The 16,583-nt window shown below is 65.2% G+C and carries 21 protein-coding genes and 1 other RNA gene; 9 read left to right on the top strand and 13 right to left on the bottom strand.

Annotation, left to right across the window (positions count from 1 at the left end):
* Positions 1–96: 96 nt before the first annotated feature.
* The 5 genes from XH79_RS13800 to XH79_RS13820 all read right to left on the bottom strand — a co-directional run bounded on the left by XH79_RS13800 (position 97) and on the right by XH79_RS13820 (position 4,406).
* Positions 97–1,224 (bottom strand): muconate cycloisomerase family protein, encoded by a 1,128-nt coding sequence (locus tag XH79_RS13800; RefSeq protein WP_271582020.1) that lies wholly within the window; start codon positions 1,222–1,224, stop codon positions 97–99.
* Complete coding sequence (locus tag XH79_RS13805) at positions 1,221–1,976, bottom strand: SDR family NAD(P)-dependent oxidoreductase (protein ID WP_271582021.1); 756 nt, start codon at positions 1,974–1,976, stop codon at positions 1,221–1,223. Before XH79_RS13805 ends, XH79_RS13800 begins: the two co-directional genes overlap by 4 nt.
* Positions 1,976–2,782: an amino acid ABC transporter ATP-binding protein gene (locus XH79_RS13810; protein WP_271582022.1), complete on the bottom strand. Its 807-nt coding sequence runs from the start codon at positions 2,780–2,782 to the stop codon at positions 1,976–1,978. The genes XH79_RS13805 and XH79_RS13810 overlap by 1 nt, the downstream gene beginning before the upstream one ends.
* A complete protein-coding gene (locus XH79_RS13815) occupies positions 2,779–3,441 on the bottom strand; it encodes an amino acid ABC transporter permease (protein ID WP_271582023.1) in 663 nt (220 codons plus the stop codon). The genes XH79_RS13810 and XH79_RS13815 overlap by 4 nt, the downstream gene beginning before the upstream one ends.
* Positions 3,442–3,560: 119 nt before the next feature.
* Positions 3,561–4,406 carry a transporter substrate-binding domain-containing protein gene (locus tag XH79_RS13820; RefSeq protein ID WP_271582024.1) on the bottom strand — a complete coding sequence of 282 codons (846 nt, stop codon included), beginning with the start codon at positions 4,404–4,406 and terminating at the stop codon, positions 3,561–3,563.
* A 183-nt stretch (positions 4,407–4,589) separates the two neighbouring features.
* Here XH79_RS13820 and ffs point away from each other — a divergent pair.
* The 5 genes from ffs (at position 4,590) to XH79_RS13845 (ending at position 8,041) form a co-directional block, all read left to right on the top strand.
* An RNA gene (gene ffs, locus XH79_RS13825) (signal recognition particle sRNA small type) lies at positions 4,590–4,686 on the top strand.
* Between the two features lie 94 nt (positions 4,687–4,780).
* Positions 4,781–6,625, top strand: coding sequence for a DNA polymerase III subunit gamma/tau (locus XH79_RS13830; protein WP_271582025.1), 1,845 nt, complete (start codon positions 4,781–4,783; stop codon positions 6,623–6,625).
* Positions 6,626–6,651: 26 nt separating this feature from the next.
* Positions 6,652–6,972, top strand: coding sequence for a YbaB/EbfC family nucleoid-associated protein (locus XH79_RS13835; protein ID WP_211412300.1), 321 nt, complete (start codon positions 6,652–6,654; stop codon positions 6,970–6,972).
* Position 6,973: 1 nt separating this feature from the next.
* Entirely contained in the window at positions 6,974–7,576 is a 603-nt protein-coding gene (recR, locus tag XH79_RS13840) for a recombination mediator RecR (RefSeq protein ID WP_018643446.1), read from the top strand.
* A 27-nt stretch (positions 7,577–7,603) separates the two neighbouring features.
* Positions 7,604–8,041 (top strand): hypothetical protein, encoded by a 438-nt coding sequence (locus tag XH79_RS13845; RefSeq protein ID WP_212342414.1) that lies wholly within the window; start codon positions 7,604–7,606, stop codon positions 8,039–8,041.
* Between the two features lie 58 nt (positions 8,042–8,099).
* On the opposite strand, the gene XH79_RS13850 is transcribed toward XH79_RS13845, so the two are convergent.
* From XH79_RS13850 to XH79_RS13860, 3 genes are all read right to left on the bottom strand, one after another.
* Positions 8,100–9,464 (bottom strand): AmpG family muropeptide MFS transporter, encoded by a 1,365-nt coding sequence (locus XH79_RS13850; protein ID WP_271582026.1) that lies wholly within the window; start codon positions 9,462–9,464, stop codon positions 8,100–8,102.
* 85 nt (positions 9,465–9,549) lie between these two features.
* Positions 9,550–9,852, bottom strand: coding sequence for a GIY-YIG nuclease family protein (locus XH79_RS13855; RefSeq protein ID WP_271582027.1), 303 nt, complete (start codon positions 9,850–9,852; stop codon positions 9,550–9,552).
* Positions 9,853–9,940: 88 nt separating this feature from the next.
* Positions 9,941–11,140 carry a DNA recombination protein RmuC gene (locus tag XH79_RS13860; protein WP_271582028.1) on the bottom strand — a complete coding sequence of 400 codons (1,200 nt, stop codon included), beginning with the start codon at positions 11,138–11,140 and terminating at the stop codon, positions 9,941–9,943.
* 171 nt (positions 11,141–11,311) lie between these two features.
* On the opposite strand from XH79_RS13860, the gene def reads away from it, so the two are divergent.
* The 3 genes from def to truA are packed head-to-tail and all read left to right on the top strand — an operon-like array spanning position 11,312 to position 13,515.
* Positions 11,312–11,839, top strand: a complete 528-nt coding sequence (gene def, locus XH79_RS13865; RefSeq protein ID WP_080133421.1) for a peptide deformylase — start codon at positions 11,312–11,314, stop codon at positions 11,837–11,839.
* A 12-nt stretch (positions 11,840–11,851) separates the two neighbouring features.
* On the top strand, positions 11,852–12,775 hold the full coding sequence (gene fmt / locus XH79_RS13870) for a methionyl-tRNA formyltransferase (protein WP_271582029.1): 924 nt from the start codon (positions 11,852–11,854) through the stop codon (positions 12,773–12,775).
* Positions 12,775–13,515 (top strand): tRNA pseudouridine(38-40) synthase TruA, encoded by a 741-nt coding sequence (gene truA / locus XH79_RS13875; RefSeq protein ID WP_212342407.1) that lies wholly within the window; start codon positions 12,775–12,777, stop codon positions 13,513–13,515. The genes fmt and truA overlap by 1 nt, the downstream gene beginning before the upstream one ends.
* Before the next feature lie 81 nt (positions 13,516–13,596).
* Here truA and gspM read toward each other — a convergent pair whose 3' ends face one another.
* The 5 genes from gspM to XH79_RS13900 form a co-directional block, all read right to left on the bottom strand.
* A complete protein-coding gene (gspM, locus tag XH79_RS13880; RefSeq protein ID WP_212342405.1) occupies positions 13,597–14,082 on the bottom strand; it encodes a type II secretion system protein GspM in 486 nt (161 codons plus the stop codon).
* Positions 14,083–14,087: 5 nt separating this feature from the next.
* Complete coding sequence (locus XH79_RS13885; RefSeq protein WP_212342404.1) at positions 14,088–14,654, bottom strand: F0F1 ATP synthase subunit B family protein; 567 nt, start codon at positions 14,652–14,654, stop codon at positions 14,088–14,090.
* Positions 14,655–14,715: 61 nt separating this feature from the next.
* Entirely contained in the window at positions 14,716–14,943 is a 228-nt protein-coding gene (locus XH79_RS13890) for a F0F1 ATP synthase subunit C (protein ID WP_018643436.1), read from the bottom strand.
* Between the two features lie 53 nt (positions 14,944–14,996).
* Positions 14,997–15,746, bottom strand: coding sequence for a F0F1 ATP synthase subunit A (locus XH79_RS13895; protein WP_212342403.1), 750 nt, complete (start codon positions 15,744–15,746; stop codon positions 14,997–14,999).
* A 112-nt stretch (positions 15,747–15,858) separates the two neighbouring features.
* On the bottom strand, positions 15,859–16,233 hold the full coding sequence (locus XH79_RS13900) for an AtpZ/AtpI family protein (RefSeq protein ID WP_212342402.1): 375 nt from the start codon (positions 16,231–16,233) through the stop codon (positions 15,859–15,861).
* Positions 16,234–16,308: 75 nt separating this feature from the next.
* Between XH79_RS13900 and XH79_RS13905 the strand changes: the two genes are divergently transcribed.
* Positions 16,309–16,551, top strand: a complete 243-nt coding sequence (locus XH79_RS13905; RefSeq protein WP_271582030.1) for a hypothetical protein — start codon at positions 16,309–16,311, stop codon at positions 16,549–16,551.
* Positions 16,552–16,583: the final 32 nt, after the last annotated feature.

Below are 16,583 nucleotides of genomic sequence, written 5' to 3' on the forward strand. Positions count from 1 at the left end.
AGGACCCCGGCAGAGGCCTTCTCCCAAGTGTTGCACTTCGAGTGTGAATCCACCTCCCGGCCTTCGCCGGGACGACAGCGAATTTGCAGCGTCCTCTTACGCCTCCGCCAGCACCCGCGCATTGGCGCGGACGGAGGCTTCGCTCACGCGAATGCCGAGGCCGGGGCCATCGGGGACCACGACATGGCCCGCGCGGTTGGCGACGCGCTCTTCCAGGACGTCCTCGGTCAGCACATGATGCGGCATGTAGAATTCGCAGCCGAGCGAGATGCCCGGCGTGGCCGCGATCAGCTGCGTGCCGGCGGCAAGGCCAATGCCGCCCTCCCACAGCGTGCCGCCATAGCCGGGCAGGCCGGCGATGTCGGCGATCGCCATGATCGCCTGCGCTTCGAACAGGCCACCGGCTTTCATCAGCTTGATCGAGACCGCATCGGCCGCCTCGCGGCGCACCACCTCCATCATGTCGCGGCGGTCGAAGCAGCTTTCGTCGGCGAGCACGGGGGTCTCCAGCGCCGCGGTGAGCTGCGCCATCACGTCGAGATATTTCCGCGGCACCGGCTGCTCGATGAAGGTCGGCGCGAACTCTTCGACGTCGCGCAGGATCTTGATGGCGCCGAACGGCGCCAGCGCCTGGTTGTAGTCGACGCGCAGATCGACCTTGTCGCCGAATTCCTTTCGGATCGCCTCGAGATGGTCGAGGTCCTCGCGATGCGGTTTTACGCCGGTCTTGACCTTGTAGATGACGTTCCCTTCGGGAACCATCTTGCGCATGCGCTCGAGGTCGGCGGCGAAATCGGGATCGGCGATCGAGAAGGACAGCGGGATCGTGTCGCGCACGCGGCCGCCGAGCAGGTCGGCGACCGACAGTCCTGACGATTTGCCGACGATGTCGAGCAGCGCCATCTCGATGCCAACCTTAGCCTCGGCATGTCCGACCAGCGCGCGGTCGAGCTCGGCCATCAGCGCTCGGATGCGGCGCACGGATTTGCCGAGCACGATGGGACGCAGATAGATATCGAGCGCCGAGAACGCAGCTTCAGGCGTTCCCGTAAAGACCTCCCACGGAGCCGCCTCGCCCCAGCCAACCATGCCATCGCTGGAGGTGAGCTCGATCAGCACGCGCTTCACGGTACCCTTGACGTTGCCGACGCCCTGCAGGCGCGCCATCTTGATCGGGCTTTCGATCAGGAACAGCCTGATGCGCTCGACGGTTGCTTCGGTCATGTCAGGCCTCCATTGACGTGCCAGACCTGGCCGGTGACGTAGGACGCCTTCGGTGACGCCAGGAAGGCGATGATTTCGGCGACTTCCTCCGGCCGCCCGCGACGGCGCATCGGGATCAGTGCTTCGGTTGCGGCGATCTGCTCGGGCGAGAGCCGACTTTCGCTCGGCTTGTCCTTGACGATCAGGCCGGGTGAAACCGCGTTGACGGTGATGCCGTCTTTCGCAAGCTCCATCGCGGTGAGGCGTACCAGCGCTTCGAGCGCGGAGCGGCTCGCGGCGGTCGCTGCGAAGGGCGCGAATTCGGGCCGGATCGCATGCGCGACAAAGGACGACACTGCGACGATCCGGGCATCTTGCCCGGTCCGCAACAGTGGCAGCGCGGCGTTGACGAGGCGCGCAAAAGCCAGCGCGGATTCGTCCATCGCTTGTCGGAATTGATCGGCGGGCGTGCCGATGGCGCTACCGCGGCGGGCATGCCCGCCGACGAGGACCAGTCCATCGAGTCGGCCGAATGCGGCTTGCGTCGCGGCGATGGCGTCGGTGACCGCCGCTTCCTCGGCGAGATCGCCGAGACACTTTGCCACCACAGCGCCTTTTGCCTGGACTTCAGCGGCGGTGGCGTCGAGACCTTCGGCGTTGGAGCGGGTGTGCAGCAGCAGTGCGACGCCGGGGGCGGCGAGCAATTTTGCGGTGGCGCGGCCGATGCCGCTGGCGGCGCCGGTGACGAGATAGGCGCGATCGATATTGGACATCAGGGTGTTGCGTTGGCCGGCGGCAAGGCGCCGGTGCGGTGGAAATGGCTGAGGAAGGCGCGTGTGGCGGCTTCCTGGGGATTATCGATCACCTGCCGCGCCGGGCCTTCCTCGACCACCACGCCGTCGCGCATGAAGATCAGGCGATCGGCGACCTCGCGGGCAAAGGCGATCTCATGGGTCACGATCACCATGGTCATGCCTTCGGAGGCGAGGCGCTGCATCACGTTCAGCACCTCGCCGACGAGCTCCGGATCGAGCGCGGAGGTGGCCTCGTCGAACAGCATGACGTCAGGCTCCATGGCGAGCGCGCGCGCGATCGCGACGCGCTGCTTCTGGCCGCCGGAGAGCGTTGCCGGATACTGGTCGGCCTTCTCGGCAAGGCCCACTTTTGCAAGCTGTGCCCGCGCGAGTTTCTCGGCGTCGGCCTTGGCCATGCGCCGCACCGTGACCGGTCCCTCCATGACGTTCTGAAGCGTCGTCATGTGCGGGAACAGATTGAAATGCTGGAACACCATGCCGGTGGTCGCACGGAACTTTGCCAGCGTCTTCACATCGGGAAGCTTTGCGCCCTCGCCGAACACAAAGCTTGTGTCGCCGACGCGGACGCTGCCGCCGTCGGGCACGACCAGGAGATTGATGCAGCGGAGCAGCGTCGATTTGCCGGAGCCCGACGGCCCGATCAGCGCGACGACGCCGCCCTTGGCGACGTCGAGATTGATGTTCTTCAGGACCTCGTTGCTGCCAAAACTCTTGCGCAGGCCACGGATCTCGATCTTCGAGGTATTCTTTGACGTGTCGCTCATTCGCTCACCGCCAGTCGCTTCTCGCCGCGGCGGACGATGATGGTGAGCGGGATCAGGATCGCCGCATAGGCGAGGGCAACCGCAGTGTAGGTCTCCAGCGGCCGGTAGCTGTCATGGGCCGCGACCTGGCTCTGATAGACCAGGTCGGGCACGGCGAGCACCGAGACCAGCGAGGTGTTCTTGAACTGGATGATCGACTGATTCATCAGCGCCGGGATCATGCGCTTGATCGCCTGCGGCAGCACGATGCGCCGCATGGCCTGGCTCGGCGTCATGCCGAGCGCGGCGCCGGCTTCCGACTGGCCGCTGTCGATCGAGACGATGCCGCCGCGGATGATCTCGGAATAGAACGAGCCGCCATAGAGCGAGAGCGCCAGCGCGGATGCCGTGATCGGCGTCATCTCGACGCCGGCCAGGATCGGCAGGGCGTAATAGAACCAGATCAGCTGCACCAGGATCGGCGTGCAGCGGAACGCCTCGATGAAGGCCAGCGCGGTCAGCCGCAGCGCCCGCAAGCGCGACAGGCTGCCGAATGCGCCGAGCAGGCCGAACAGCAGCCCGCAAACGACGATGATCACGGTGAAGCCGACGGTGACGCCGAGCCCGTTGAGAAAGAGCCAGCGATAGCTCCAGAGGATGCCGAAGTCCCACTGATACATGCGCGTCTAAACTCGTCGTACGCCTCGTACTGTCATTCCGGGGCGCCCGAAGGGCGAACCCGGAATCTCGAGATTCCGGGTTCGATGCTGCGCATCGCCCCGGAATGACGGCGTTGCTCTTACAGCGACACACCCGGCGGAATGTCCGCCTCGGTCACGCCCACCAGCTCCATATTCGTGATGATGGCGTTGCGGATGAAGCCGAGGCCCTTGTTGAAGTCGATCCAGGTGTTGACGTAGTCGCGCCAGGTCTTGTCGGCCTCGCGGCGGAAGCCGGCGTTCGACGTCGTCGCGAAGATCGGCGTCGGCAGCACGAACTGGCCGAGCGACGGGTTCTTCTTCAGCACGGTGAGCGAAAGCATGGTGATGAGGCACTGCGCATCGACGCGGCCGGTCTGCAGCGCGGCGGTGGCATCGTCTGCGGTCTTCAGGCGCGTGATCTGCGCCTTCGGCGTCAGGCGGCTGACGACCTGGTCGTGCGAGGAGCCCTGGTCGACCGCGATCTTGATGTCGGGCGAGTTCAGTTCGGCCCAGCTCTTCGGCTTGAAGTCCTTCTTGCAGAGGATACCGAAGGCGTTGTTGAAGACCGGCACCGAGAAGTCGATCACCAGCGCGCGCTTCGGCGTCGGGTTGAGACCGAAGAAGATGTCGATCTTGTTGGACTGTAGGTCGAGCACCGAATTGCCCCAGGTGGTCTCGGTGATCTCGAGCTCGGCCTCCATGTCGTCGGCAAGCCCCTTGGCAATGTCGATGTAGAAGCCCTTCCACTGGCCGGTGGCGAGATCCTTCATGTAGTAGGGCGCGCCGCCGCCGACCGCGCCGATCCGCATCTTCTTGGTCCGACGGATGCGGGCGAAGGTCGATTCGTTCGGATCGGCGGTCTGGGCCACGGCCGGCGCGGCCAGCGAGGCCGCGGTCACAGCGCCAAGTCCGACAATCGATGCAACATCACGACGTGTAACCATTGGGATCAATCGCTTTTCTGGTTGGATGGAGTTCCGGCCGCGTTCTTACCAAGGCGGCGCCAGCAGTGAAAGCACAGCCTAACGGCTGGGCAGGCCCGGGATTGCCCGGATGCTGGGCAAACTCGATCCGTTCGCGCCGATACCCGCTTGCTTTCCGCTCCCTTTGGCCCCAAATAGGGACCGGGAGATTGGCGGTGGACGAGCCACTCGCCAACCGGGTCAGGTCCGGAAGGAAGCAGCCCTAACGAGGTCCGGATCGGGTCGCTCGTCAGTCTCCTACCTGTTTTTCCGAGCGAATTGCGCCGGCGGGCCCCCCGCCAGCGCGCTCCTTTCCGCAAAAGCCGGCCGAGAGAGATTTCATTGCGGATCGACCGATGACCGACGCTGGCGCCCCTCCCAATCCTGATAGCGCCGGCCCGGCCGGCAATGCGCCTTACCGGGTCCTGGCGCGGAAATACCGTCCCTCCAGCTTCGACGACCTGATCGGCCAGGAGGCCGTGGTCCGCACCGTCTCCAATGCGTTCGAGACCGGCCGCATTCCGCAGGCCTGGATCCTCACCGGCGTCCGCGGCGTCGGCAAGACCACCACTGCGCGCATCCTTGCCCGGGCGCTCAACTATGAGATGCCGGACGGCTCGGTGAAGGGGCCGACCATCCACATGCCGACCTTGGGCGTGCATTGCCAGGCGATCATGGAAAGCCGGCACATGGACGTGCTGGAGATGGACGCGGCCTCGCACACCGGCGTCGACGACGTCCGCCAGATCAATGACAGCGTGCGCTATGCGCCGGCCAGCGCCCGCTACAAGGTCTACATCATCGACGAAGTCCACATGCTGTCGACGGCGGCGTTCAACGCCTTCCTGAAGACGCTGGAGGAGCCGCCGGAGCACGCCAAGTTCGTGTTCGCGACGACCGAGATCCGCAAGGTTCCGGTCACCGTGCTGTCGCGCTGCCAGCGTTTTGATCTCCGCCGCGTCGAGGCCGATGTGCTGATGAAGCATCTCGCCAATATCGCGACCAAGGAAAGCGTCGAGATCGAGCCCGAAGCACTCGGCATCATCGCGCGCGCCGCGGAGGGCTCGGTGCGCGACTCTCTGTCGCTGCTCGACCAGGCGATCGCGCATGCGGCGGGGCAGGTGAAGGCGGACGCCGTCAGGCAGATGCTGGGCCTTGCCGACCGCACCCGCGTCATCGACCTCTTCGATTCGCTGGCGCGCGGCGATATCGCGAGCGCCTTCAAGGAGTTCCGCGACCAGTACGATGTCGGCGCCGATCCGATCGTCGTGCTCTCCGACCTCGCCGAATTCGTCAATTTCGTCACCCGCGTGAAGATCGTGCCGGCGACCGCCGACAATGTCGCCTATGGCGAGACCGAGCGTGTGCGCGCGAAGGACTTCGCCTCGAAGATCTCGATGCGCGTGCTGTCGCGGATGTGGCAGATGCTGCTCAAGGGCATCACCGAGGTGCAGGCCGCGACGCGCCCCGCCGCGGCCGCCGAGATGGTGCTGGTGCGCATCGCCTATGTCGCCGACCTGCCGACGCCGGACGAAGCGATCAGGATGCTGGAGCAGAACGGCGGCGGCGGCTCGCCGGTGGTGAACGGCGGCGGTGCTGCGCGCAGCAATGCGCCGGCCTCACCGATGGCCTCCGCGGCGCCGGTCGCGTCAGCCGCGCCCGTTCGTATGCCGACATCGTCGCCGACCGGGTTCGGCGGCGCTGCCCGTCCGCAGATGGCGGCGCCCGCGCCGGATCCGCAAGGCGCCGCGCCCCAGCTGCGCATCACGAGCTTCACCCAGCTCGTCGCGCTCGCCGGGCAGAAGCGCGACATCATGACCAAGAGCGCGCTCGAGGGCGACATGCGCCTCGTCCGTTTCGAGGAGGGCCGGCTCGAGGTCGCGCTCGAGCCGAACGCCTCCAAGACCATGATCTCGGAGCTTGCGAAAAAATTCGAGCTATGGACCGGCCGGCGCTGGACCGTGATCGTCTCGAACGAAGCGGGCCAGCCGACGCTGCGCTCGGTGAACCAGGCCGCCAAGCAGGAGCATGCGCGTACCGCCGAGGCCGATCCGCGCGTGCAGGAGGTGCTGTCGCGCTTCCCCGGATCGAAGGTCGTCGAGGTCCGCAGGCTTGCCCCCGAGGCGCCGGAATCCAATATTAATGCGGACTACGGCAGTGACGATCCGCCCGACGGTTCCGACGGCGACGACGATCTCTGAGCCGACCTTTCCAAGGATACACACCGATGGCTGATTTTCTCGGCATGATGAAGCAGGCGGCGCAACTGCAATCCAAGATGCAGGAGATGCAGGAGCAACTCGCCAATGTGGAGGTTGAAGGCATCTCCGGCGGTGGTCTCGTCGCCGTGCGCATGACCGCCAAGATGGACGTCAAGGGCATCAAGATCGATCCCTCGCTGATGAAGCCGGAGGAGCGCGAGGTGCTGGAAGACCTGCTCGTCACCGCGCTCGGCGATGCCCGCCGCAAGGCGGAGACGGCGGTGCAGGACAAGATGCAGTCGCTCACCGGCGGGCTTGGCCTGCCGCCGGGGCTGTTCGGCCAGTAACATGGGCGCGGTTGCAGGTCCCGAGATCGAGCGGCTGGTCCAGCTTCTCGCGCGGCTGCCGGGCCTCGGTCCGCGCTCCGCGCGGCGCGCGGCGCTGCACTTGATCAAGAAGCGCGAAGCGCTGATGATGCCGCTGTCGTCCGCGTTGCAGGTCGCACTGGACAAGGTCCAGGTCTGCAAGACCTGCGGCAACATCGACACGCAAAATCCCTGCACGGTCTGCACCGATCCGAAGCGTGATCCCGCCATCATCGTCGTTGTCGCCGACGTCGCAGATCTCTGGGCGCTGGAGCGGGCCAATGCGACGCAAGGCCGCTATCATGTGTTGGGCGCGACATTGTCGCCGCTCGACGGCGTGGGCCCGCAGGACCTCACCATCGACGCACTGGTGGCGCGTGCGCATGCACCGGAAGTGCACGAAATCATCCTGGCGCTGAATGCCACCGTCGACGGCCAGACCACGGCGCATTACATCACCGACCTGCTTCAGGACGCCAACGTAAAAGTAACCCGGTTAGCGCATGGTGTGCCGGTCGGTGGCGAGCTTGATTATCTCGACGAGGGGACGCTATCGGCCGCTATGCGGCAGCGGACTCTGTTCTAGCTATCCAGAACTTACGGAACGGACGATATGACGAAACTTTTCGCCACACGCTTGGCCTTGGCCGCGACGATGATGCTGCTGGTGACCCCGGCCATCTCCGCGCAGCAGGACGATACGGCGCCGCCGCCGTCCAAGCCCGGCAAGCCGATCAACACCGGCGACGTGCTCTCGGGCGAGCTGAACGCAATGAAGGTGCGCGACGTCAAGAACGCCGGGAAGCGGATCGCGACCTACCAGATCACCTCCGAGCCGCGTCGCCTGCCGCCGCCGAGCGGGCTGTGCAATCTCGAGACCGGCCCCGAGACGTTCCAGCTCGTCACCTCCAGCGACGCGCAGGCCGCGCAGCTGAAGTCGTTCGTCGGCAAGGAGATCTCGGTCAAGGTCGACGAGGTCGCCTGCGCCAGCGATCCCGGCCAGATGAGCGAGGCCGTGATCACGAAGTGGAGCCTGATCAAGAAGCAGTAAGGGCGCCCGAGGTGAGTAGGGTGGGTTAGCCGAAGGCGTAACCCACCCTACGGCAGCGTCACACCCTCACCGGCCCCAGCGCCTCAAAGTGCCCGCGCCTCTGCAGCCAGGCCAGCAGCACCAGGCTCGGGATCGCCACCAGCACGCAGATCACGAAGAACAGCGCCCAGCCCGTCGTTTCCGCGACGTATCCGGCGCCTGACGAGAGATACGTCCGCCCCACCGCCGCAAGCGCGGTGAGCAGCGCGTATTGCGTCGCCGTGTGCAGCGGATTCTGGCACAGCGCCGAGAGATAGGCGACGAAGATCACGGTGCCGATGGCGCTGGTGAAGTTCTCGGCGCAGATGGCGAGCGCCAGCGCCCATTGATTGGTGCCGACCACGGCGAGCCAGGAGAAGGACAGATTGGCGAGCGCCTGCACCACGCCGCCGATCCAGAGCGATGTCGCCAGCGAATAGCGCCGCGCGACGAACCCGCCGGCAAAGCCGCCGATCAGCGTTGCGGCAAGGCCCACGCCCTTCACGATCGCCGCATAGTCGTTGCGGGTGAAGCCGAGGTCGATCACGAACGGCGCCGTCATCGTGCCCGAGAAGGCGTCGGTGAACTTGAACAGCACCACGAAGGAAAGTGCGGCGAGTGCGTCCTTGCGCGACAGAAATTCCGAGAACGCGCCGATCGCCGCATGCAGCACGCGCGTGAACGCGCTCTCTTCTTGCGTCGCGGCCTCGGCCCGCATCGATTGTTCGGGCTCGGTCGCGACCAGCGCCGTGATCGTCCCGATCAGCACCATCGCCGCCATCACCACATAGCCCCACATCCAGGCTGATTGGCGCGGAATGCCGGTGCCCTCGAAACCGGAGACGATGAACAGCGCACCCGCGGTCGAGACCAGCATGCCGATGCGATAGGCTGCGACGTAGGCCGCCATGCCGGCGGCCTGCTCGCTCTCGGCCAGGCTCTCAACGCGGAAGGCATCGACCACGATGTCCTGCGTCGACGACGTCGTCGCCACCAGCAGCGCGCCGAGCGCAACGTAGAACGGCGAGCGTGCGGGGTCGGTCAGCGCCAGCAGCACGATCGAGACGATCAGCAGCAATTGCGAGAACACCAGCCAGCCGCGCCGCCGCCCGAAGGCGCGGGTGAACAGCGGCACATGCAGCGCATCCACCAGCGGCGCCCACAGGAACTTCAGCGTGTAGGGCGTGCCGACCAGCGCGAACAGACCGATGGTCTTGAGATCAACCCCGGCCTCGCGCATCCACACCAGCAGCGTCGAACCCGACAGCGCCAGCGGCAGCCCCGAGGAGAAGCCGAGGAACAGCACGATCAGCACCCGCGGCTGCAGGTAGACGGCAAGGCTCTCGCGCCAGGAGGTCGCGGGGGCGGCGGTCACGGCGGAGGAGGTCGCGTCGGGAGCGGTCATGGGGTGGTGTTAGCAGATTCTGGCACTACAAGTGAGCTGTCGTCGCCCGGCTTGACCGGGCGACCCAGTATTCCAGAGGCCGGAGTTATGGGGGGCCCGCGATCCCTGGATAGAGGTCGTTCCAATCAGGATTATCCTTCTCGATCAGCGCGATCTTCCAGCCGCGCTTCCATTTCTTGAGCCGCTTCTCCCGCTTGATTGCATTCTCGGGATCGTCGAACTGTTCGAAATAGACCAGCTTCACGACGCCGTATTCTTTCGTGAAGCTTTCGACCAACTGTAATTTGTGCTGTGCCACGCGGCGGATGAGATCGCTCGTCACCCCAACGTAGAGCGTGCCACCGATTTTGCTGGCGAGAATGTAGACGTAGTAGCTGCGTCCACCCATCTGCCGCCTCTGGGATACTGGGTCGCCCGGTCAAGCCGGGCGACGACAGCGAAATTGGGGCGGCAGCGTATCCGATCTGGGACGAGAATCACTCCCCCGCCTGGAGCTTCCGCGGAAACAGTTCCGGCGCGGCCGTCGCCACCAGCCTCGGCCCTTCCGGCGCGTCGGTCTTGCTGAAATCGAGCTCCTCGATCCGGCCTGCGCGCTTCTCGATCTTGTCGGCGGAGATCAGGATCTGGCGGACGTCCTCGTTCGCGTCCGAAAAATGCTTCTGCAGTTTGACCACGCGGTCGCGCAGGCGGCCGAGATCGTCGCCGAGCTTGATCACCTCGGTCTGGATCTGGTCGGCGGCATCGCGCATGCGCGCGTCCTTCATGATCTGCTGCATCACCTGGATCGCGAGCATCAAGAGCGAGGGCGACACCAGCACGACGCGGGCGCGATAGGCTTTCTGGATCACATCGTCGAAGCCGTCATGGATCTCCGCGTAGACCGATTCCGACGGCACGAACATCAGCGCCATCTCCTGGGTCTCGCCGGTGACGAGGTATTTTTCGGCGATGTCGCTGACATGCTTCATCACGTCGCCGCGCAGCCGCTGCGTGGCAATGCGCCGCTCCTCGTCGGTGTGGGCGTCGTGCAGCGCCGTCATCGCCTCCAGCGGGAATTTGGCATCGATGCAGAGCGGGCGTTGGTCGGGCAGGAACACGACGCAGTCGGGCCTTTTGCCCGTCGATAGCGTGAATTGGAACTCGTAGGAGCCTTTGGGAAGACCGTCCTGGACGATCGCCTCCATCCGCGCCTGGCCGAAGGCGCCGCGCGACTGCTTGTTGGCGAGCACGTCGCGCAGGGTCGTCACCTGCGTTGTGAGGTCGGTGAGGTTCTTGTGCGCGCTGTCGATGATGCCGAGCCGCTCGTGCAGGGCGCGCAGGCTCTCCATGGTGTTGCGGGTCGAATGTTCCATGGACTGGCCGACGCGGTGGGTGACCGAGTCCAGCCGCTCGTTGACGGCCCGGGCCATCTCGGCCTGCCGGCCGGCCAGCGCCTGGGTCATGGCGTCGACCCGCCCCGAGGCCTCGCTCTGGGCGCGCAGCACTTGGGCGAGGCGTTCCTCGAGCTCGTCGGCCCGGATCGCGTGCGCCATGGCGAGTTCCGCGCCGCGCTGCCCCGAGCGGGCGATGACGACGGCGATCACAACCAACAGGATGAGGACAACCGCGCCGAAGCCGATCAGCGCGTCGATGGTGCGCACCGGCCAGTCGCCGAGCATGAAAATGATCTCGTTCATGCAAGCCCTTCTAACCGATTCGCAGTCTGACGCGAACGAAGAGGGAACGTTGGCGGTTAACCGCCCCCTAATTTTTATGGTTAACAAAACCTGAAGTTTTATGGTTAGCGGAGGGTTAACGGGGTTCCTCACCGCATTGACCGCATCCGGCATGGGGCTTAAATCGCGGCCATGGCCCTACGAGAAATCATCATCCTGCCCGACAAGCAGCTGCGCCTGGTCTCCAAGCCGATCGAGAAGGTCACCTCGGAGATCCGCAAGCTTGCCGACGACATGTTCGAGACCATGTACGACGCGCCTGGCATTGGCCTCGCCGCGATCCAGGTCGCGCAGCCACTGCGGCTGATCACCATGGACCTCGCCAAGCGCGACGAGAGCGGCGAGACCAAGCACGAGCCGCGCGTGTTCATCAATCCCGAGATCCTGGCTTCCTCCGAAGAGCTCTCGGTCTACGAGGAAGGCTGCCTCTCGATCCCCGAATATTACGAGGAGGTCGAACGTCCCGCGAAGGTGCGCGTGCGCTTCACCGATCTCGACGGCAAGGTGCACGAAGAGGACGCCGAAGGCCTCTATGCCACCTGCATCCAGCATGAGATCGACCATCTCAATGGCGTGCTGTTCGTCGACTATCTGTCGAAGCTCAAGCGCGACCGCGTGATGAAGAAGTTCGAGAAAGCCGCCAAGCGCGCGGGCGAGTAGGGTTCTCCGTCGATGCCCCTCCGCCTCATCTTCATGGGCACGCCCGATTTCTCCGTGCCGACGCTCCTGGAGCTGGTCTCGCACGGCCACGAGATCGTGGCCGTCTACACCCGCGCGCCGAAGCCGGGCGGGCGGCGCGGCCTGCAGTTGCAGCCGACGCCGGTCGAGGAAGCCGCGCGAAAACTCGGCGTTCCCGTGCTGACACCAAAAACGCTGAAGACGCCGGAAGCGCTGGAAGAGTTTCGCGCATTCGATGCGGATGCAGCCGTGGTCGTCGCCTACGGCATGATCCTGCCGCAGGCGATCCTCGATGCGCCAAAACTCGGCTGCTACAATCTGCACGCTTCGCTGCTGCCGCGCTGGCGCGGCGCCGCGCCCATCAATCGCGCGATCATGGCGGGCGACGCCGAGAGCGGCGTCATGGTGATGAAGGTGGATGTCGGCCTCGACACCGGCGACGTCGCCATGGCCGAGCGCCTTCCGATCACGGACAATATGACCGCGGTCGATCTGCACGATCGCCTCTCGCGCCTTGGCGCGGATCTGATGGTGCGCGCCATGGCTGCGCTCGATCGCGGCGGGCTCCAGCTCAAAAAGCAGAGCGAGGACGGCGTCACCTATGCCGCCAAGATCGACAAGGCCGAGGCCCGGATCGACTGGAGCAAGCCCGCGCGCGCGGTGCTGCGCCACATTCACGGCCTGTCGCCGTTTCCCGGCGCCTGGGCCGAGCTTGAGAATGCGCGCGTCAAGATCCTGCGCTGCGAGCTGGCGAAAGGATCGGGCGAGCCCGGCGCGGTGCTGGATGAGCAGCTCACGATCGCCTGCGGCGAGGATGCCATTCGCATCATCGAGCTTCAGCGCGAGGGCAAGGGCCGGATGCAGGCCGCGGACTTCCTGCGCGGCGTGCCTGTGAAGCCGCCGATGCGGCTGGCCTGATGCCCCGCTACAAGCTCACCATCGAATATGACGGCGCGCCGTTCTTCGGCTGGCAGGTGCAGGACACGCTGCCGTCGGTGCAGGGTGCGCTGGAAGCGGCGGTGAAGGCGATGACCGGCGCGGATTTGCGGGTGCATGGCGCCGGCCGCACCGATGCCGGCGTGCATGCCCGCGGCCAGGTCGCGCATGTCGACGTCGAGAAGCAGTTTCCGCCCGGCCGCTTTCGCGACGGGCTCAATGCGCATCTGCGCCCGCATCCGATCGCGGTGCTCGAGGCCGAGATCGTGCCTGATACGTTCGAGGCGCGCTTCTCGGCGCTCAAGCGCCACTACCGCTACCGCGTCGTCAACACCCGCGCCAATCTCGCGCTCGACGTCGGCCATGCCTGGCGCGTGCCGCGCCGGCTCGATGCCGAGGCGATGCACGCGGCGGCGCAGCGCCTGCTCGGCAAGCACGATTTCACCACCTTCCGCGACACCGAGTGCCAGGCCAAATCGCCGGAGAAGACGCTCGACCAGCTCGACGTCATCCGCGACGGCCGCGAGATCACCGTCATCACCTCGGCGCGCTCGTTCCTGCACAGCCAGGTGCGCTCGATGGTGGGATCGCTGGTCTGGGTCGGCGAGGGCCGCTGGACCGCGGACGATCTCTCCGCAGCGCTTGCCGCTCGCAACCGCACCGCCTGCGGCATCGTCGCTCCGCCGGACGGGTTGTATCTGATGAAGGTGGACTACGAGTGAGGCGCGTTGCGGAAACGCTCTCGGACCAACAAAAAAGCCGGCGCTCGCGCGCCGGCTTTTTGATTGATGAAGGCAAGGCCCTCAGTTCAGCTTCTGCCGAACCTCGTTGATGCCCTTGGCGAGCAGGTCGTCGGCGACCTGGCCCTTGACCGACTGCGACAGGATCGTGGAGGCGGCCTGGACGGCGGCTTCCGCGGCTGCGGCGCGGACATCGGCCAGCGCCTGGGCCTCGGCGAGCGCGATCTTGCTCTCCGCGGTCTTGGTGCGGCGGGCGACGAAGTCTTCCATCTTCGCCTTGGCGTCGGCCGCGATGCGCTCGGCTTCGGCCTTGGCGTTGGCGATGATGTCGGCAGCCTCGCGCTCGGCGGTGGCACTGCGCGCTTTGTAGTCGGCGAGCACCTTGGCCGCCTCCTGCTTGAGGCGCGCGGCGTCGTCGAGCTCGGCCTTGATGCGCTCGGCGCGATGATCGAGCGCGGTCATCGCCGACTTGAAGACCCCGAGATAGCCGAACACGACCATCAGGATCACGAAGGCGACGGCGACCCAGGTTTCAGGATCGAAGAACATCTCGACTAACCCTTCAAGGACGCATCAACGGCGGCATTGACCGACGCCGCATCCGGAACGACGCCGGTGAGCTGCTGCACGATCTGGCCTGCTGCATCGGCCGCGATGCCGCGGACGTTGGTCATGGCGGTCGTGCGGGTCGAGGCGATGGTCTTCTCCGCCTCGGCGAGCTTGGCCGCCAGCTGCTCTTCCAGCGTCTTGCGCTCGGCTTCCGCCTGCGCATTCGCCTTGTCGCGGGATTCGTTGCCGATCGCCTGCGCGCGCGAACGCGCCGAAGCGAGCTCGCCTTCATAGGCCTTCAGCGCCGCCTCGGACTGGTCCTTCAGCGCCTGCGCCTCGGTGAGGTCGCCCTCGATCTTGTTCTGGCGCGCCTCGATCGCACCGCCGACCTTCGGCAGAGCGAGCTTGGACACGATCACATAAAGCAGGACGAAGAAGATCGCGAGCGACACCAGCTGTGAAGCGAAGGTGCTGCTCTCGAACGGCGGAAACCCGCCGCTGTGATGACCGCCATCGGCTTCGGTGTGGGCGCCCGCCGCCGGTCCTTTTGCCCCGCCATGACTCTCGGCCATGGAGTACTCCTGTTGCTGTCACGCGCCGCTTCGGATGAAGCGGCGCGAAAGAAGTCGTTCTTTAGAAAACGAACAGCAGAAGCAGCGCGATCAGCAGCGAGAAGATGCCGAGCGCTTCGGTCACGGCGAAGCCGAAGATCAGGTTGCCGAACTGGCCCTGAGCGGCCGACGGATTGCGGACGGCTGCGGCGAGGTAGTTGCCGAAGATCACGCCCACGCCGACGCCCGCACCGCCCATGCCGATGCACGCGATGCCCGCGCCGATAAGTTTTGCTGCTGCCGGATCCATTTTAGACTCCTTGGAAGAAAGATTGGGTTGTGGGTGGAAATTCCCCGGACCGCTCAGTGTCCCGGATGAATGGCGTCGTTGAGGTAGATGCAGGTCAGGATCGCAAACACATAGGCTTGCAGGAACGCGACCAGAATCTCGAGGGCGTACAGCGCGACCGTGAGCGCCAGCGGCAGCACGCCGCCGACCCAGCCGATGGCGCCGAGCGAGAAGCCGAGCATGGCGACGAAGCCCGCGAACACCTTCAGCGCGATGTGGCCGGCCAGCATGTTGGCGAACAGACGAATGCTGTGCGAGACCGGCCGCAGGAAGAACGACAGGATCTCGATGAACATGACCAGCGGCAGGATGTAGCCCGGGACGCCGTGAGGAACGAAAATCGAGAAGAATTTCAGGCCGTTCTTGGCGACGCCGTAGATCAGCACGGTGAAGAAGACCAGCAGCGCCAGTCCTACGGTGACGATCAGGTGGCTCGAGACCGTAAAGGTGTAGGGGATGATGCCGACCAGGTTCGAGACGCAGATGAACATGAACAGCGAGAAGATCAGCGGGAAGAACTTCATGCCTTCCGCACCGGCCGTCGAACGGATGGTCGAGGCAACGAACTCGTAGGAGATCTCGGCGACCGACTGCAGACGCCCGGGAATCAGCTGCGTGCCGCTGGCGAGCATCAGGAGCGAGATGATCGCAACTGCCACCAGCATGTAGAGCGATGAATTGGTGAAGGCGATCGTGTGATTGCCGATATGGCCGATCGTGAAGAGAGGCTCGATGTTGAACTGGTGGATCGGATCGATTTTCATCGGCGCGGCATCTCTTGGTCTGCCGGGCAATGCCGGCGGGTCTCGGTCTGCCGGCCGGGCCGGCCCGTACCGGCAAGGCCGGCACGATCATTCCTCTCCTGTGTGGATCGCCTTACGAACCACCGCGCCTGTTTTGACCCGCGCCCGCCGATCTCACCACATTCACCACGCCGGCCACGAAGCCCAGCAGCAGGAACACGATAAACCCGAAAGGCGACGTCGACAGCAAGCGGTCGAACCCCCAGCCAATCCCCGCCCCGACAGCGACACCGGCGACCAACTCGGAGGATAACCGAAAACCAAGCGCCATCGCCGAGGCTCTGGCCGCTCTGTCCTCACCGTTACCTGCGGGTTGCTCGGTCTTGGTGCGGCGGTCGCGAAGTTCGGACAACCGCTGATCAAGATTTCCGAGCCGATCGGAAAGCGCAGCTTCCTCGGGCGATCTATCGCGATCTCCATTCTCGCCGTGTCCCGTGCCCTGTGTCATGCAACGAAGACCCGAAACGCACCGGCTGAATGGAAATTACGCCCGCCACCCTCAAAAGCCGCGCGGACCATACTGATGGCCCATAATCAAGTCAAGCCAAGTCACGATTGCGTCGCTTTCTATTATGTATTTGATTTTCCTTATGATATTGCCGCGCGCGGCAGCGCTGCACACAGCGTGACGCCGCACCGCAGCAGCTGTCCTCAGGATCGGTGGATGCGGTCGCCATTTCGCCGCGCTGTCGGGATCAAACGGACTGGCGGGATCGTTGATTCCGAGCGGGTGTTTTTGGCGGCAGATCGCCGCGCCGCGGTGTAGAATTGCGGACGTGCCACCTGCCCGTGGTGGCG

The sequence above is a fragment of the Bradyrhizobium sp. CCBAU 45389 genome (assembly GCF_028128625.1).
In the GTDB taxonomy this organism is placed as follows: domain Bacteria; phylum Pseudomonadota; class Alphaproteobacteria; order Rhizobiales; family Xanthobacteraceae; genus Bradyrhizobium; species Bradyrhizobium liaoningense_B.

Excerpts from the sequence above, each read along its gene's own strand:
- XH79_RS13800 (WP_271582020.1), bottom strand. The coding sequence starts at position 1,224 with ATGACCGAAGCAACCGTCGAGCGCATCAGGCTGTTCCTGATCGAAAGC.
- XH79_RS13805 (WP_271582021.1), bottom strand. The coding sequence starts at position 1,976 with ATGTCCAATATCGATCGCGCCTATCTCGTCACCGGCGCCGCCAGCGGC.
- XH79_RS13810 (WP_271582022.1), bottom strand. The coding sequence starts at position 2,782 with ATGAGCGACACGTCAAAGAATACCTCGAAGATCGAGATCCGTGGCCTG.
- XH79_RS13815 (WP_271582023.1), bottom strand. The coding sequence starts at position 3,441 with ATGTATCAGTGGGACTTCGGCATCCTCTGGAGCTATCGCTGGCTCTTT.
- XH79_RS13820 (WP_271582024.1), bottom strand. The coding sequence starts at position 4,406 with ATGGTTACACGTCGTGATGTTGCATCGATTGTCGGACTTGGCGCTGTG.
- XH79_RS13830 (WP_271582025.1), top strand. The coding sequence starts at position 4,781 with ATGACCGACGCTGGCGCCCCTCCCAATCCTGATAGCGCCGGCCCGGCC.
- XH79_RS13835 (WP_211412300.1), top strand. The coding sequence starts at position 6,652 with ATGGCTGATTTTCTCGGCATGATGAAGCAGGCGGCGCAACTGCAATCC.
- recR (WP_018643446.1), top strand. The coding sequence starts at position 6,974 with ATGGGCGCGGTTGCAGGTCCCGAGATCGAGCGGCTGGTCCAGCTTCTC.
- XH79_RS13845 (WP_212342414.1), top strand. The coding sequence starts at position 7,604 with ATGACGAAACTTTTCGCCACACGCTTGGCCTTGGCCGCGACGATGATG.
- XH79_RS13850 (WP_271582026.1), bottom strand. The coding sequence starts at position 9,464 with ATGACCGCTCCCGACGCGACCTCCTCCGCCGTGACCGCCGCCCCCGCG.
- XH79_RS13855 (WP_271582027.1), bottom strand. The coding sequence starts at position 9,852 with ATGGGTGGACGCAGCTACTACGTCTACATTCTCGCCAGCAAAATCGGT.
- XH79_RS13860 (WP_271582028.1), bottom strand. The coding sequence starts at position 11,140 with ATGAACGAGATCATTTTCATGCTCGGCGACTGGCCGGTGCGCACCATC.
- def (WP_080133421.1), top strand. The coding sequence starts at position 11,312 with ATGGCCCTACGAGAAATCATCATCCTGCCCGACAAGCAGCTGCGCCTG.
- fmt (WP_271582029.1), top strand. The coding sequence starts at position 11,852 with ATGCCCCTCCGCCTCATCTTCATGGGCACGCCCGATTTCTCCGTGCCG.
- truA (WP_212342407.1), top strand. The coding sequence starts at position 12,775 with ATGCCCCGCTACAAGCTCACCATCGAATATGACGGCGCGCCGTTCTTC.
- gspM (WP_212342405.1), bottom strand. The coding sequence starts at position 14,082 with ATGTTCTTCGATCCTGAAACCTGGGTCGCCGTCGCCTTCGTGATCCTG.
- XH79_RS13885 (WP_212342404.1), bottom strand. The coding sequence starts at position 14,654 with ATGGCCGAGAGTCATGGCGGGGCAAAAGGACCGGCGGCGGGCGCCCAC.
- XH79_RS13890 (WP_018643436.1), bottom strand. The coding sequence starts at position 14,943 with ATGGATCCGGCAGCAGCAAAACTTATCGGCGCGGGCATCGCGTGCATC.
- XH79_RS13895 (WP_212342403.1), bottom strand. The coding sequence starts at position 15,746 with ATGAAAATCGATCCGATCCACCAGTTCAACATCGAGCCTCTCTTCACG.
- XH79_RS13900 (WP_212342402.1), bottom strand. The coding sequence starts at position 16,233 with ATGACACAGGGCACGGGACACGGCGAGAATGGAGATCGCGATAGATCG.
- XH79_RS13905 (WP_271582030.1), top strand. The coding sequence starts at position 16,309 with ATGGCCCATAATCAAGTCAAGCCAAGTCACGATTGCGTCGCTTTCTAT.